This is a genomic window from Candidatus Fukatsuia symbiotica (genome assembly GCF_003122425.1).
Classification (GTDB): domain Bacteria; phylum Pseudomonadota; class Gammaproteobacteria; order Enterobacterales; family Enterobacteriaceae; genus Fukatsuia; species Fukatsuia symbiotica.
Map to the genome: position 1 here is coordinate 293,478 of NZ_CP021659.1, position 16,049 is coordinate 309,526.

Consider the following 16,049-nt stretch of genomic DNA (forward strand, 5'->3'; position numbering starts at 1 on the left):
CTTTAACAATTAATCAGACAATCTGTGTGGGCACTGGCAATATGCTATCGCTTGGTTTTGAAAAAGACTGGGCAAAAGCAAGAATAAAGTGCTGAAGAATGTATGAATCCGTGATCGTTTTGTTTTTTACTGCAAAGTGGTTGAGGCTGATTTCATATTGAAGCGCAGAGCAGTAAATAAAATTGAAGAGTTTGATCATGGCTCAGATTGAACGCTGGCGGCAGGCCTAACACATGCAAGTCGAGCGGCATCGGGAAGGTAGCTTGCTATCTTTGCCGGCGAGCGGCGGACGGGTGAGTAAAGTCTGGGGATCTGCCTGATGGAGGGGGATAACTACTGGAAACGGTAGCTAATACCGCATGATGTTACGCGACCAAAGCGGGGGACCTCCGGGCCTCGCGCCATCAGATGAACCCAGATGGGATTAGCTAGTAGGAGAGGTAATGGCTCCCCTAGGCGACGATCCCTAGCTGGTCTGAGAGGATAACCAGCCACACTGGAACTGAGAGACGGTCCAGACTCCTACGGGAGGCAGCAGTGGGGAATATTGCACAATGGGCGCAAGCCTGATGCAGCCATGCCGCGTGTGTGAAGAAGGCCTTCGGGTTGTAAAGCACTTTCAGCGAGGAGGAATGAAGCAATGCAAAGAGTGTTGCTAATGGACGTTACTCGCAGAAGAAGCACCGGCTAACTCCGTGCCAGCAGCCGCGGTAATACGGAGGGTGCGAGCGTTAATCGGAATTACTGGGCGTAAAGGGCACGTAGGCGGTTTCTTAAGTCAGATGTGAAATCCCCGAGCTTCACTTGGGAACGGCATTTGAAACTGAGAGTCTAGAGTTTTGTAGAGGGGGTAGAATTCCAGGTGTAGCGGTGAAATGCGTAGATATCTGGAGGAATACCGGTGGCGAAGGCGGCCCCCTGGACAGAGACTGACGCTGAGGTGCGAAAGCGTGGGTAGCAAACAGGATTAGATACCCTGGTAGTCCACGCTGTAAACGATGTCGATTTGTAGGTTGTGGTTATAAACTGTGGCTTGCGGAGCAAACGCGTTAAATCGACCGCCTGGGGAGTACGGCCGCAAGGTTAAAACTCAAATGAATTGACGGGGGCCCGCACAAGCGGTGGAGCATGTGGTTTAATTCGATGCAACGCGAAGAACCTTACCTACTCTTGACATCCAGAGGAGTCGACAGAGATGTTGACGTGCCCTTCGGGGAGCTTTGAGACAGGTGCTGCATGGCTGTCGTCAGCTCGTGTTGTGAAATGTTGGGTTAAGTCCCGCAACGAGCGCAACCCTTATCTTTTGTTGCCAGCACGTAGAGGTGGGAACTCAAGAGAGACTGCCGGTGATAAACCGGAGGAAGGTGGGGATGACGTCAAGTCATCATGGCCCTTACGAGTAGGGCTACACACGTGCTACAATGGCGTATACAAAGAGAAGCGAGCCTGCGAGGGTGAGCGGACCTCATAAAGTACGTCGTAGTCCGGATTGGAGTCTGCAACTCGACTCCATGAAGTCGGAATCGCTAGTAATCGTGGATCAGAATGCTACGGTGAATACGTTCCCGGGCCTTGTACACACCGCCCGTCACACCATGGGAGTGTTTTGCAAAAGAAGTAGGTAGCTTAACCTTTGGGATGGCGCTTACCACTTTGTGAACCATGACTGGGGTGAAGTCGTAACAAGGTAACCGTAGGGGAACCTGCGGTTGAATCACCTCCTTACCTGAAGATAGGTATTGCGTGGTGTCCACACAGATTGTCTGATGAAGTAATGAGTGTTTTTTATAGAAAAAGCGAGCCGAGCTAAGGAATTGGTTTGGTTTTGTACCTTGTTGGGTCTGTAGCTCAGGTGGTTAGAGCGCACCCCTGATAAGGGTGAGGTCGGTGGTTCAAGTCCACTCAGACCCACCAACAGGCTCCGATGTTGCGTTAGTATGGTATTTATTGTGCCATCAAGGGTTACGTCTCTGCGTTTTGCTTGGGGAGCTGTTGCGATGAGGTCGTCGCTTTTTTTATACGTTGCATGGGGCTATAGCTCAGCTGGGAGAGCGCCTGCCTTGCACGCAGGAGGTCAGCGGTTCGATCCCGCTTAGCTCCACCATGTAAAACCGTTTCAGAATATATTGATGCTGCAAGGTGGAAATGTATTGTGGAACAGTTGCTCTTTAATAATCTGGAACAAGCTGAAGCTGAGGCGATGAAGTCATGCGTGATGAAAATTAGGCGTGTGTCGTTGTGAGAACTCAGTACCCGAAGACAATTTCGGGTTGTAAGGTTAAGTAATGAAGCGTACAGGGCGGATGCCTAGGCAGTCAGAGGCGAAGAAGGGCGTGCAAATCTGCGAAAAGCGTCGGTAAGCTGATATGAAGCGAGAGAGCCGACGATCCCCGAATGGGGCAACCCAGTGCAATAAGTTGCACTATCGTTAGATGAATAAATAGTTTAACGAGGCGAACCGGGGGAACTGAAACATCTAAGTACCCCGAGGAAAAGAAATCAACCGAGATTCCCCTAGTAGCGGCGAGCGAGGGGGGAGCAGCCCAGAGTGTGTATTGTTAAGAGTGGTTAGGGGAATGACCTGGAAAGGTCGGCGATAAAGGGTGATAGCCCCGTACCTAAAAATGCGCTGACATTGCACTCAAAGAGTAGAGCGGGACACGAGAAATCCTGTTTGAAGACGGGGGGCCCATCCTCCAAGGCTAAATACTCCTGACTGACCGATAGTGAACCAGTACCGTGAGGGAAAGGCGAAAAGAACCCCGGCGAGGGGAGTGAAAGAGACCCTGAAACCCTGTACGTACAAGCAGTGGGAGCCTTGAATAGGGTGACTGCGTACCTTTTGTATAATGGGTCAGCGACTTATATTTTGTAGCAAGGTTAACCGTTTAGGGGAGCCGTAGGGAAACCGAGTCTGAATAGGGCGACGAGTTGCAAGGTATAGACCCGAAACCCGGTGATCTAGCCATGAGCAGGTTGAAGATAGGTTAACGCCCGTTGGAGGACCGAACCGACTTATGTTGAAAAATGAGCGGATGACTTGTGGCTGGGGGTGAAAGGCCAATCAAACCGGGAGATAGCTGGTTCTCCCCGAAAGCTATTTAGGTAGCGCCTCGTGAGATTATCTTCGGGGGTAGAGCACTGTTTCGGCTAGGGGGCCATCCCGGCTTACCACCCCGATGCAAACTGCGAATACCGAAGAATATATCACGGGAGACACACGGCGGGTGCTAACGTCCGTCGTGAAGAGGGCAACAACCCAGACCGCCAGCTAAGGTCCCGAAGTCATGGTTAAGTGGGAAACGAAGTGGGAAGGCGAAGACAGCCAGGATGTTGGCTTAGAAGCAGCCATCATTAAAAGAAAGCGTAATAGCTCACTGGTCGAGTCGGCCTGCGCGGAAGATGTAACGGGGCTAAACCATGCACCGAAGCTGCGGCAGTGGTGATTACAGATGTAATGACTGTTGGGTAGGGGAGCGTTCTGTAAGCCGCAGAAGGTGAATAGAGATGTTCACTGGAGGTATCAGAAGTGCGAATGCTGACATAAGTAACGATAAAGCGGGTGAAAAACCCGCTCGCCGAAAGACCAAGGGTTCCTGTCCAACGTTAATCGAGGCAGGGTGAGTCGACCCCTAAGGCGAGGCTGAAAAGCGTAGTCGATGGGCAACAGGTTAATATTCCTGTACAGTTTGTTATGACGAAGTGGTGACGGAGAAGGCTATGTTATCCGGGAGACGGTTTACCCGGTTCAATCGTGTAGGGAGTGCAGTTAGGCAAATCCGGCGGCACACAATCTTGAGGCGAGATGAGGAGGTACGTAAGGTACGTAAGTAACAGATGCCCGGCTTCCAGGAAAAGCCACTAAGTGAGATGTAACAGACGATCGTACCCGAAACCGACACAGGTGGTCAGGTAGAGCATACTAAGGCGCTTGAGAGAACTCGGGTGAAGGAACTAGGCAAAATGGTGCCGTAACTTCGGGAGAAGGCACGCTGATGTAGGTGAGGCACTGAGAACGTGCTGAGCGTATGTGAGTCGCAGAGACCAGCTGGCTGCAACTGTTTATTAAAAACACAGCACTGTGCCAACACGCAAGTGGACGTATACGGTGTGACGCCTGCCCGGTGCCGGAAGGTTAATTGATGGTGTAATCTGCGAGGAGAAGCGCTTGATCGAAGCCCCGGTAAACGGCGGCCGTAACTATAACGGTCCTAAGGTAGCGAAATTCCTTGTCGGGTAAGTTCCGACCTGCACGAATGGCGTAATGATGGCCAGGCTGTCTCCACCCGAGACTCAGTGAAATTGAACTCGCTGTGAAGATGCAGTGTACCCGCGGCAAGACGGAAAGACCCCGTGAACCTTTACTATAGCTTGACACTGGGACTTGAGAACTAATGTGTAGGATAGGTGGGAGGCGACGAGATGTGGACGCCAGTTTGCATGGAGCCGTTGTTGAAATACCACTCTTTATTTTTTGATTTTCTAACTTAGCGCCGTGACCCGGCGCAAGGACAGTGTCTGGTGGGTAGTTTGACTGGGGCGGTCTCCTCCTAAAGCGTAACGGAGGAGCACGAAGGTTAGCTAATCACGGTCGGACATCGTGAGGATAGTGCAAAGGCATAAGCTAGCTTGACTGCGAGAGTGACGGCTCGAGCAGGTACGAAAGTAGGTCTTAGTGATCCGGTGGTTCTGAATGGAAGGGCCATCGCTCAACGGATAAAAGGTACTCCGGGGATAACAGGCTGATACCGCCCAAGAGTTCATATCGACGGCGGTGTTTGGCACCTCGATGTCGGCTCATCACATCCTGGGGCTGAAGTAGGTCCCAAGGGTATGGCTGTTCGCCATTTAAAGTGGTACGCGAGCTGGGTTTAGAACGTCGTGAGACAGTTCGGTCCCTATCTGCCGTGGGCGTAGGAAGATTGAGGGGGTCTGCTGCTAGTACGAGAGGACCGGAGTGGACGCATCGCTGGTGTACGGGTTGTCATGCCAATGGCATAGCCTGGTAGCTAAATGCGGAAGAGATAACCGCTGAAAGCATCTAAGCGGGAAACTTGCCCCGAGATGATTCTTCCCAGAGATAGTAATCTCCGAAGGGACGTTTAAGACGAAGACGTAGATAGGCTGGGTGTGTAATTGCAGTGATGCATTGAGCTAACCAGTACTAATGACCCAGGAGTCTTAACCTTACAACACCGAAGTTGTTTTATGTTGATTCAGCTTGCTTCTAGAAGCAGACATGTTGAGAGAAAGAATTTGCCTGGCGGCCCTAGCGCGATGGTCCCACCTGATCCCATTCCGAACTCAGAAGTGAAACATTGTAGCGCCGATGGTAGTGTGGGGTTTCCCCATGCGAGAGTAGGACACTGCCAGGCATCCATTTTTAAGGTAGTAGTTGGTATCCGAAAGGGTTATATTGGACAGATACTAAGATAACTGAAGCCCTGTGTGAAAACGCAGGGCTTCAGTTTTTTGTAATACCAATGCGACTCACTAGTGCATTGATATTGGTTTTTTACTTTAGTCAAACTATTTGACAACGTCTACTCACTCTTTGTTGGTGAGAGCGGGGTACCGGTATGTGGTAGTACGGTGTTCCTCTACAAGCAATGTTTTTGCTTTAGTGACTGAAATGCGAACAGTTTATGAGAGCGTTTGTTTCAATTAGACTTCTTGTAAAATCGTTGTTCGTTATGTGAAGTTAAGGCGCATGGTGTGCAGTAACCTTCGTTAGCATACGAGTATGTGCGGATTGTGAGCACCGTGTCACACCGAATTCACACCACACAGCAGATTATGCAAGAGGTCTATTGATGAACATTGTTATGACGACAACCATGGAGTTAATAATGGAACAACTCAATCATTTTCTCTTTACTTTGATCAATGCTACTCCTGCGTCTACTTTTGAGACGATTACATTTGCCATTGTACTTGCTAGATATGCTATTTTCATTATCCCTTTGTTATTGATTGGCCTGTGGTTATGGGGGACAGCAAATAGCATGGTATTACAGCGTCAACTGGTTATTAAAACGGCTATTGCTTTAGTTTTTTCGATGTTACTCTCTGCTGTCATTGGCCGGTTGCTACCCCATGAACGACCTTTTGTTGAAGGTTTTGGTTATATTTTTTTGGCTCATGTTCCTGATAGCTCTTTTCCAAGTAACCACGGTAGCGCAATATTTACTTTTGCACTGGCTTTTTTATTTTGGCATAGGCTGTGGTCTGGCATGGGTTTGATCATCATTGCATTGGCTATTGCTTGGTCACGGATCTACCTCGGTGTTCACTGGCCGTTGGATATGCTGGGTGCATTTTTCGTTGGGCTTATGGGCTGTTTATTGTCACAAGGGGTATGGCATTTATTGGGTGATTGTATTACTCAATATTTGTTTAAGTTCTACCGTTTCTGCTTTGCGTTTCCTATTAGTAAAGGCTGGATAAAAGCGTAAATTCTATCGTTGAGGCTATCCTATCACCAGCAACGTCACATTTAACTCAAAATTCACAGTACTCGCTACGGTTTTGCAAAAGCCTAATTATAAATTACCCTGGGTATGGCCATTATTGTTCCGATTAGAAATAGAACCACTAACCCGACTGAGTCTGTCTGTACGTATTTGGAAAGGTGGGAACGGTAGGGTAATGCCATGTTCTCGATACCCAGCGAGTATCAGCTGATGGATATCATGCCTTAGCGGCATCCTATGTCCCATTTCGGCAGCGTAAATACGTAATTCGAAGATCTGAATCCCCTGCTGTATATCGGTTAGATACACCTCTGGAGCCGGTGTATCCAATACAAGTGAACAACAGCGTGATGCGATTAATAATATCTCAGTGACTTCTTCACTATTGGCTTCGATAGGTGCTGGAACGGTCAAAACGACTCGAGTGATCGGATCTGATAGCGACCAATTGGTAAATTGTTCCGTGGTAAATGCTTTATTTGGTACGATAATTTCTTTACGATCCCAGTCAGAAATCGTGGTCGCTCTGGTGTTGATTTTTGTCACGCTACCCGTGAGATCACGGACAGTAACGGTATCGCCGATACGGATCGGTTTTTCAAACAAGATGATCAGGCCGGATATAAAATTGTTAAAAATATCTTGTAAACCAAAACCCAAACCAACACCTAAAGCAGCGACCAACCATTGAAATTTTGCCCACTCAATACCCAATAATGAGAAACCTACCATACCACCGAGTAGCATCAGCAGATATTTGGTAATGGTGGAAATGGCATAACCTGTACCAGGAGCAAGATTCAAATGTTGTAATAAAGCCAATTCCAGTAGCGCGGGTAAATTACGCACTAATTGAGTAGTGACGATGACGACCAAAATAACAATTAATATCGATCCCATACTGATAGGTTGTATGCTTTCCACTCCGTTGAGCGTAGTGGTGACATCCCACAGACGGATGTTTTCCAAAAAGCCAAAAGCAGAATGAATCTCCGACCATAGGGCGATAACGGAAACTAAAGCGATCATAGTGAGAATCGATCTGACTAGCCGTAGTGACTGGGCGCTGATTACATCGAGATTAATCATAGGCTCTTCGGTTTCGTTGGCGCTTTCAGGATTGATACCGAAGGAAACATCATCGTCTCCACGTGCCCGTTGTGCCAAAATATCGGCACGCCGTTGCTTGGCGCGGTCAAATGCAATACGTCGCCGCTGAATCAACATCCAACGCCGAATAATATGGTAAATGACTAGCAAAAAAAACCAGATAGCAACCGAAGTTTCTAAACGTACTAGCAACTCTTGAGCAGTGGTGAGATAACCCAGTGCTGAAGCCAGCGCTGCAACTAAAGGAGCAGAAAGTAATAGTTCCCATAATGCACGATTGAGCCTATTCTCACCATGACCTTCCTTATCCAGATACAGCGGGATGCCAGCACGTTTCAAACTGTTGGTCACTAGACTGAGTGCGACGCATAATAGAATAAAACATAGCCGTCCTAAGGTACCTGCAAATTCACGATCGCTATAATTTTCAAAAGTAATCAGAGCTATCATCAGTGGAACAATCAGCCATACCGACATGCGGTAGAAACGCATTGCTCTGGCAACCTGTGCAGGATGCCAGCGAAAGTGAGCGATAAATAAGCCGTGAGGATGTGTAAAAGCACCACTTATCATAAATATCCATAGCACGGGTACTGTCGCGGTAACAGCGATACCAATATCTCCCGCCATCGGGTAAGACCAGGCGTTCTGTAAACCATAACCCAGCGCTGCCCACAATACCGGCAACGGTAACGCTATCAGGATTGACCAGAACACTGTGCGTAATGTTAATGAAAATTTATCTTGATTAACCTTACCAATGTAGCTGTTTGTCCGTTCGAGAAACGCATAATAATGGCGACGAGAGCTAATACTGAATCCGACAAAGAATAATGCGCCAACAATCGGGATTAGTGTCTGCTTATTGGTTATCATCATCACCAAGGCACCCCGAGTTGTGATAGGGTATCAAGAGAGAGTAAGCGAGTAAGATCGCGAGCAACATTAATCGGATAGGAGAGAGAAAGCGGATTGACATCGGCGACCCAAAACAAATAACGGTGTGCAGCTTCACGCACTTCATTGAGTGCATCCACCAGCTGACTATCCGCGACTTTAAGTTTGGTCAGTTCCAAAATTTGGGTATCGTAACCCGATAGCAGCACATTAAGCAGCTGGCGCTGTGTACGCAATTGTGCATCAAGAATACGTTGTTGTTCGATAGTGAGCAGGTCACCATTATCTTGGGTGAACTTCACTCCATGTTGTTGTTTTTCTAAAGTATCTTCTAGATTGAGTCGTTGGACGCGTAATTGAGCCATATCACGATCTAATTGCTGAGATTTTGGCATCTCGGGTAATCTGGCTACCTGCATTCTCAGAGTTTCCCCCAAGGCGGCGGACACGCTAATCCACTGCGCTTGTTCACGAATAGTACTCAACGCTTGACGTACTTGTAGTGCTTGTGCTGCGGCTGTACGTTGCGAAGCCGCAATTGCATTCATCCGTTGAGTTTGCTGCTTCAGCGCATAAGAAAGTGTACGGTTAGTTTGTAACTGGTTACTGATAGATGCCGGTAAACCGATCCCTTGTCCTGCCAGTGACTCGGTACGTTGCAACGCTTGTTCTGCTTCTTGCTGCCGCTGATTATTGATAGTGTTACGCAAAATCTGCAATAACGCATCCATACGTTCATAGCGCTTTTTGTATAACTCAGCACGTATCCGCGAAAGCTCCTGTCTGTTATTAGCAGAAAGTTGGGATAACTCCAATTCATTAACTGTTGCTTTACGAGCTACAATTTCTGCTTGTAGCAAAGAAAACCTGGCTTGCGCCAGGGGTGTCATTGGATTGCTGTATGACTGGAGTCGTTGCTTAGTTTCAGCAAGAATGTGCCGTGCGTCTGATTGTTGCAATGGTACCTGCACAATAGAATCGCTAATTTCTCGTGCACGTTCCTGCTCCTGTTGCATCTGGTGCTCTAAATCTGATAGCTGGCTACTGGTTTTAAGGATCTGTTGTTCGAGTTCGTTGGTGGTAAAAGTAGCAGGTACCAGTGGCGATTTGTCATTTTCCTCCGCTACCTTTTGCTGTAATGTTTTAATTAGCTTAGGGAAATTATTAATAACAGCTTGATACTGACTAGACCGGTCTTTGGACTCTTTTGCTTCTTCCAACCAATTAAGCGCCCCTTGTAACGCCTGAACAATTTCTGCATGATTGGGCATCTTGGTATTTAACGACACCTGTTGCAGATCTTGCTTGAGCTGCGTTTCATCGATCTGAGTTGCCGCCTGAGCCGGTATAGTGAATAACAGAGGAAATAGGCATATCATTATCAGGCGCACGTGATGCTTCCTTATTTTCTTTCTGTTGGTTACTTCGTTATTCCACCTCGCGTTAAGATGTTGCCGGTGTCACAACCGCTTCTGCCAACGGCTCACCCACACGGGTAATGGAACCATTGCTTAGTTGCACAGCCAAATAAACTTTATTCTCTGCAAACAGATTGATTACCGTAGAGCCTAATTTAAAATGCCCCATTTCCTGCCCTTTCTCCAACACGATAGCCCCTTCATCACCGGCAGCGGGATAAGTCCAACGGCGTATTACACCCTCTCTTGGCGGGGTAACGCTACCTGCCCAGACTGTCTCTATACTGCCGACAACAGTCGCACCGACCAAAATTTGTGCCATAGTGCCAAAAGCGGTATCAAAGATACAGATGACCCGTTCATTACGAGCGAATAGATTAGGAATATTAGCTGTTGTCAACGGATTAACTGAAAATAGATCACCTGGAACATATATCATTTCACGCAATACACCATAACAAGGCATATGCACTCGATGGTAATCATGAGGAGCCAAATAAGTGGTTATAAATTGACCGTTTTGAAATTCTGCCGCCAACTGATAATTGCCCGCTAATAACGCTTCTAAACTGTAATTATGCTCTTTAGCCTGCAAAATTTGCCCATCACGGATAGTTCCTAACTGGCTGATAGTACCGTCAGCGGGTTGGACCAATACCTGATCGCCAGCAGCGATAGGGCGAGCATCAGCATGGAGTGGGCGTACAAAAAATTCATTAAAAGAGTGATAGGACGAAAATTCGGGGTTCTGTGCATCTTTCATATCCACTTTATAATAGCGACTGAACGTTTTTATCGCTAACTGGGTTAACCAACCCGCTTGTTTGTCAGCTCCCCAGCCAGCTAACAGCGTCAGCCACTGCTTAGGAAGTAAATATTGCAATTTTATTTTGATACGTTCTAGCATAAAAAAACCTCATGAAAAGTCATAAGTTATCAAGGCTACTGCACGCCAGGCGCCTTGACTTTGCATAACGAACTACGGTTTTGCAAGAAGTCTACTATTGTAAACTGCTAATTATAAATATCAGTCATCAAAAAATGATTTTCGGGGCTTCATCTGTTCCAAGCTTTCCAAGATACGATGATAGTTATCAAAACGTTGTTCAGCAATATCACCACGCTCAACAGCATCACGTAATGCACAGTCGGGATCGTTGAGATGACGGCAATCACGGAATTTACAGTGTCCCAAATAGTCACGAAATTCGATAAACCCTTGAGTCACTTGTTGTGGTGTTAAGTGCCAAAGACCGAATTCACGCACGCCAGGCGAATCAACCAAATCACCACCCTGTTGAAAATGATACAAACGGGACACCGTAGTAGTGTGTTGGCCCAGATTCGAGTTATCTGAAATCGTGTTAACAAGAATTTGTTTTTCAGTGGCAGGTAATAAGGCATTTAATAGACTGGATTTACCGACTCCTGATTGACCAGCAAAAATACTGATGCGCCCAGTCAATACTTGAGCAAAAGCCTTCATTCCTTCTCCGCTGAGACTGGAAACTTTAAATACAGGGTAATTCATATGTTGGTAGATAGCCATCATGCCATCAACCCATTTATGACCAGCGTCATCCAGTAAATCAATCTTATTTAACAGGATTAATGGCTTTATCTTCAAGGTTTCACAGACTACCAGGTAGCGATCGATAATATTAAGCGATAACTCGGGCAAGATGGCAGAGACAACAATAATTTGGTCAATATTAGCGGCGATAGGTTTCACACCATCATAAAGGTCAGGGCGCGTTAAAACAGAAGTGCGTGGATGAATGGCGTCGACAATACCTTTTACCTTGATTCCTTCCTGCCGCTCAATACCTGGGCGCCACACTACACGATCACCGGTCACCAGAGAAGAAAGAGTGCGACGAATATTGCAACGGTGCTGCACCCCATCGCTGGCCTCTACATCAGCATGCTGACCAAAGCGACTGATGACGATACCTTGTTGCGCCTCACCGAAGGATGAGTCATCGGGTGATAAGTTATCCGTACGTAATCGGCGCTGATGGTTTGCCTGTACTCGACGTTGTTGGCCTTTGGACAGTTTATTTTTGCTCACTGTACCTCACTTAATTCTACATTTGTCGCTTAGGAAGCCTTAAAAGGCTATGATACACATTATTCTATCAATTAACTCTTTGTTTAACCTTCTGGTGGTTGTTTGATCTGAGCATCGCTCAAGAAGATTTGGAACAGGTTCTTACATTTATGCAGGTAGAAATTATTATGGCAGAAAATGAAAACCGTCTAATCTGGATAGATTTGGAAATGACGGGTCTTGATCCACAGAAAGATCGCATCATCGAGATCGCCACCCTCGTGACCGATGCCAACCTGAGTATTCTTGCCAAGGGGCCGGAACTGGTGGTACACCAATCTGACGATCAACTTGCTCTGATGGACGAGTGGAATGTTAAAACTCACACCGAAAGCGGCTTGTTTAAACGGGTAAGAGAAAGCACGGTTACAGAGAGTCAAGCTGAATTACGGACGATTGCATTTTTAGAAGAATGGGTACCCAAGGGGAAATCACCGATTTGTGGTAATAGTGTGGGACAGGATCGCCGTTTTCTTTTCCGCTATATGCCGATTTTGGAAGCTTACTTCCACTATCGCTATCTGGATGTCAGTACCTTGAAAGAGCTAGCTCGTCGTTGGCAGCCTGAAATACTTGAAGGCTTTACAAAAAAAAATAACCATCGAGCATTGGAGGATATCTGTGATTCAGTCGCTGAATTAGCTTATTACCGTGAACATTTTATCCGCTAATTATCACGTATATTACAGGACAAAAACGTTGGCTTATGTGTTTGGTCGTCCGCTCTTTCAGATAAGCTCAACCTCATGACAAGGCAGTCAAAATGTATCTAAAAAGAGATATTTTCCTAGATAAAACTCAAAAAAAAGATGATGTAACACCCTCTCCCATTGTCATAAGACGGTGCCGCCTTATGGACGCAGTACTGTTTACTTTTTGATTCATCAAAATTAGCGATATGTCCGACGGATAGAGAAGAAACGACAACACCATCGTCTGAGTCTGCCATAAAAAAACAGCTTAAAAATTGGGATAGCAATTTGGATGAAAGAGTATTGGAGCAGATGTATACCCGTGATCAATGAAGATGCTTGATTTTGAAGTCGATAAGGATCATGCTCATAGCCATGAAAATAGAGCTGACTGCTGACCAGAAAATTACCCTCGAAGCCCAACATCGTCAAAGCCATGACCGCCGTGTCTGTGACAGGATCCGGTGTGTTTTGTTGTCCGCAGACGGCTGGACTCCCCCTATGATTGCTCACTCACAGCTCATTAATGAAACCACGGTGCGGCGCCACCTTACAGACTATCATAAACTCAACAAGCTCAAGCCTGAAAATGGCGGCTCCGATGGCTATCTCAATGCGGAACAGACCACGTCGCTGGTTGAACATCTCACCCAGCCGCTCTACCACCACAATCACCAAATTGTGGCGTATATCGCTGGACGCTGGAACATCACCTTTACCGTATCAGGTCTGTATAAAGGGTTGAAGCAGCATGGCTTTAGCTATAAAAAGCCGAAAGGTGTTCCGCATAAATTTGCCGTTGAGAAACAGCAGCAATTTATAAAGACCTACAGCGAATTGAAAGACGCCGCGGGTAATGACCCCATACTGTTTATTGATGCCGTTCATCCGACACAAGCCACCAAAATAAGCTACGGCTGGATACGAAAAGGCCAGGATAAAACGATAGAGACCACCGGGAGCAGAACGCGGTTGAATATCATGGGAGCCTTGAACATCCAGAATGTGGCTAACCCCATAATCCGTGATGATGAGACGATTAACAGCGAAAATGTGGTTCACTTCCTGTCTGCCATTCGCGCGCATTATCCCATCACGACAACGGCACATGTGATCCTCGAGGGTGCAGGCTATCACCGTTCACAGCTTGTGCAAGACGCCGCGCTTACGTTGAATATCCAGCTTCATTACCTTCCGCCGTATAGCCCGAATCTAAACCCGATAGAGCGATTGTGGAAGGTGATGAATGAGCAAACACGAAACAATAGATATTACCCATCTAAACAGAGTTTTAAGAACGATATCTTAAACTTCTTTGAGGTGAAGCTACCACAAATGGCAAGTTCTCTGGTATCTCGCTTAAACGATAATTTCCAGGCGCTAAATCCTGCATCTTGATTTCACTTGGGTATATATGGCATAGGCGTTATAAATTGATTTAAAATAAAGGGTCATAGAACAAGGTATCGATATCACATTGTCGCTTTCTACGAAGGGCTTTAGCTTGAGCCCATTTGTGCTCAATGGGGTTCATATCAGGAAAATAAGTGGGAAGATATTCCAGAATAAAGCCGGCTTTCTGTCTAGCAGACTGAATGTCTTGGCGCTTATGGAAACTGACATTATCCATTACAAGTACGGCCCCTGGAGGAGATTTTAGCAATAAATCTTGGGTGACCCAGGCATAAAAAATATCGCTGTTGATATGGCAGTCGAAGGTACAAACCGTGGTTAATTTTCCGTTAAGCTGGGCGCCAATGACGTTAGTACGCGCTTTGGCGTGCCAATCGTGTTGGCCGTAACAGCGCTTACCTTTCACTCAATAACCATAAAGACGCGGCATATCATGGGAAAAACCGCTTTCATCCACGTAAATTATCGGGGTACCACAGGCTTCATAAGCCTGTATCTTAGTCTGAAAATCTTTTCGCGCTTGGACGTCGATTTTGGGATGATAAAATGTTTTTTTTATAGCTAAACCCAGCCCGTTTTAACGCATCGCCTATCCCTCGAGCACTGACCCCCATACGTTGAGCGCGTTCGTATTGAGACGCCTCAGGATAGGTTTCCACATCAAGGAGCAACGCGGCGTGATTTATTTTGGTCGCCGGTTTATCACGAGTTAGGCAAGGGTCGATACGTTTAGCCCAGCCCAGCGCATTAGGCTCGCTGTCCCCACACAAAAACGGGTGGCTGTTTCGGCATATACCCAAGTGAAATCAAGATGCAGGATTTAGCGCCTGGAAATTATCGTTTAAGCGAGATACCAGAGAACTTGCCATTTGTGGTAGCTTCACCTCAAAGAAGTTTAAGATATCGTTCTTAAAACTCTGTTTAGATGGGTAATATCTATTGTTTCGTGTTTGCTCATTCATCACCTTCCACAATCGCTCTATCGGGTTTAGATTCGGGCTATACGGCGGAAGGTAATGAAGCTGGATATTCAACGTAAGCGCGGCGTCTTGCACAAGCTGTGAACGGTGATAGCCTGCACCCTCGAGGATCACATGTGCCGTTGTCGTGATGGGATAATGCGCGCGAATGGCAGACAGGAAGTGAACCACATTTTCGCTGTTAATCGTCTCATCATCACGGATTATGGGGTTAGCCACATTCTGGATGTTCAAGGCTCCCATGATATTCAACCGCGTTCTGCTCCCGGTGGTCTCTATCGTTTTATCCTGGCCTTTTCGTATCCAGCCGTAGCTTATTTTGGTGGCTTGTGTCGGATGAACGGCATCAATAAACAGTATGGGGTCATTACCCGCGGCGTCTTTCAATTCGCTGTAGGTCTTTATAAATTGCTGCTGTTTCTCAACGGCAAATTTATGCGGAACACCTTTCGGCTTTTTATAGCTAAAGCCATGCTGCTTCAACCCTTTATACAGACCTGATACGGTAAAGGTGATGTTCCAGCGTCCAGCGATATACGCCACAATTTGGTGATTGTGGTGGTAGAGCGGCTGGGTGAGATGTTCAACCAGCGACGTGGTCTGTTCCGCATTGAGATAGCCATCGGAGCCGCCATTTTCAGGCTTGAGCTTGTTGAGTTTATGATAGTCTGTAAGGTGGCGCCGCACCGTGGTTTCATTAATGAGCTGTGAGTGAGCAATCATAGGGGGAGTCCAGCCGTCTGCGGACAACAAAACACACCGGATCCTGTCACAGACACGGCGGTCATGGCTTTGACGATGTTGGGCTTCGAGGGTAATTTTCTGGTCAGCAGTCAGCTCTATTTTCATGGCTATGAGCATGATCCTTATCGACTTCAAAATCAAGCATCTTCATTGATCACGGGTATAGCAGGGGCGATATAGCATGGTGGCATTTAGTGAATATCCCCCGGCAA

8 protein-coding genes, 2 tRNA genes, 3 rRNA genes and 1 pseudogene are annotated in these 16,049 nt (G+C 46.8%); 8 read left to right on the forward strand and 6 right to left on the reverse strand.

What is annotated here, in order from left to right:
• Positions 1 to 179 precede the first annotated feature (179 nt).
• The 6 genes from CCS41_RS01415 to ybjG all read left to right on the forward strand — a co-directional run bounded on the left by CCS41_RS01415 (position 180) and on the right by ybjG (position 6,455).
• A 16S ribosomal RNA gene (locus CCS41_RS01415) occupies positions 180 to 1,725 on the forward strand.
• A gap of 112 nt (positions 1,726 to 1,837) precedes the next feature.
• A tRNA-Ile gene (locus tag CCS41_RS01420) sits at positions 1,838 to 1,914 on the forward strand.
• 114 nt (positions 1,915 to 2,028) lie between these two features.
• Positions 2,029 to 2,104, forward strand: a tRNA-Ala gene (locus CCS41_RS01425).
• 172 nt (positions 2,105 to 2,276) lie between these two features.
• A 23S ribosomal RNA gene (locus CCS41_RS01430) occupies positions 2,277 to 5,189 on the forward strand.
• Positions 5,190 to 5,259: 70 nt separating this feature from the next.
• A 5S ribosomal RNA gene (rrf, locus tag CCS41_RS01435) occupies positions 5,260 to 5,375 on the forward strand.
• Together the 16S, 23S and 5S rRNA genes with 2 tRNA genes alongside form the textbook arrangement of a ribosomal RNA operon.
• Before the next feature lie 474 nt (positions 5,376 to 5,849).
• Entirely contained in the window at positions 5,850 to 6,455 is a 606-nt protein-coding gene (gene ybjG / locus CCS41_RS01440) for an undecaprenyl-diphosphate phosphatase (RefSeq protein WP_072551110.1), read from the forward strand.
• An 87-nt stretch (positions 6,456 to 6,542) separates the two neighbouring features.
• Here ybjG and mscM read toward each other — a convergent pair.
• The 3 genes and pseudogenes from mscM to rsgA form a co-directional block, all read right to left on the reverse strand.
• Positions 6,543 to 9,859, reverse strand: a pseudogene (gene mscM / locus CCS41_RS01445) (miniconductance mechanosensitive channel MscM).
• A gap of 64 nt (positions 9,860 to 9,923) precedes the next feature.
• Positions 9,924 to 10,805, reverse strand: a complete 882-nt coding sequence (gene asd / locus CCS41_RS01450) for an archaetidylserine decarboxylase (RefSeq protein WP_072551109.1) — start codon at positions 10,803 to 10,805, stop codon at positions 9,924 to 9,926.
• A 120-nt stretch (positions 10,806 to 10,925) separates the two neighbouring features.
• A complete protein-coding gene (rsgA, locus tag CCS41_RS01455) occupies positions 10,926 to 11,969 on the reverse strand; it encodes a small ribosomal subunit biogenesis GTPase RsgA (protein ID WP_072551108.1) in 1,044 nt (347 codons plus the stop codon).
• 167 nt (positions 11,970 to 12,136) lie between these two features.
• On the opposite strand from rsgA, the gene orn reads away from it, so the two are divergent.
• Together orn and CCS41_RS01465 are read left to right on the forward strand one after the other, a co-directional pair.
• The gene (gene orn, locus CCS41_RS01460; RefSeq protein WP_072551111.1) at positions 12,137 to 12,679 is read left to right on the forward strand and encodes an oligoribonuclease; all 543 of its coding nucleotides are present in this window, start codon (positions 12,137 to 12,139) and stop codon (positions 12,677 to 12,679) included.
• 396 nt (positions 12,680 to 13,075) lie between these two features.
• Positions 13,076 to 14,098, forward strand: coding sequence for an IS630 family transposase (locus CCS41_RS01465; RefSeq protein ID WP_119797033.1), 1,023 nt, complete (start codon positions 13,076 to 13,078; stop codon positions 14,096 to 14,098).
• 40 nt (positions 14,099 to 14,138) lie between these two features.
• On the opposite strand, the gene CCS41_RS01470 is transcribed toward CCS41_RS01465, so the two are convergent.
• From CCS41_RS01470 to CCS41_RS01480, 3 genes are all read right to left on the reverse strand, one after another.
• Positions 14,139 to 14,519, reverse strand: coding sequence for a transposase (locus tag CCS41_RS01470; RefSeq protein ID WP_240313788.1), 381 nt, complete (start codon positions 14,517 to 14,519; stop codon positions 14,139 to 14,141).
• 91 nt (positions 14,520 to 14,610) lie between these two features.
• Positions 14,611 to 14,883 carry an IS630 transposase-related protein gene (locus CCS41_RS01475; RefSeq protein WP_240313789.1) on the reverse strand — a complete coding sequence of 91 codons (273 nt, stop codon included), beginning with the start codon at positions 14,881 to 14,883 and terminating at the stop codon, positions 14,611 to 14,613.
• Positions 14,884 to 14,919: 36 nt separating this feature from the next.
• The gene (locus CCS41_RS01480) at positions 14,920 to 15,942 is read right to left on the reverse strand and encodes an IS630 family transposase (RefSeq protein ID WP_119797033.1); all 1,023 of its coding nucleotides are present in this window, start codon (positions 15,940 to 15,942) and stop codon (positions 14,920 to 14,922) included.
• Positions 15,943 to 16,049: the final 107 nt, after the last annotated feature.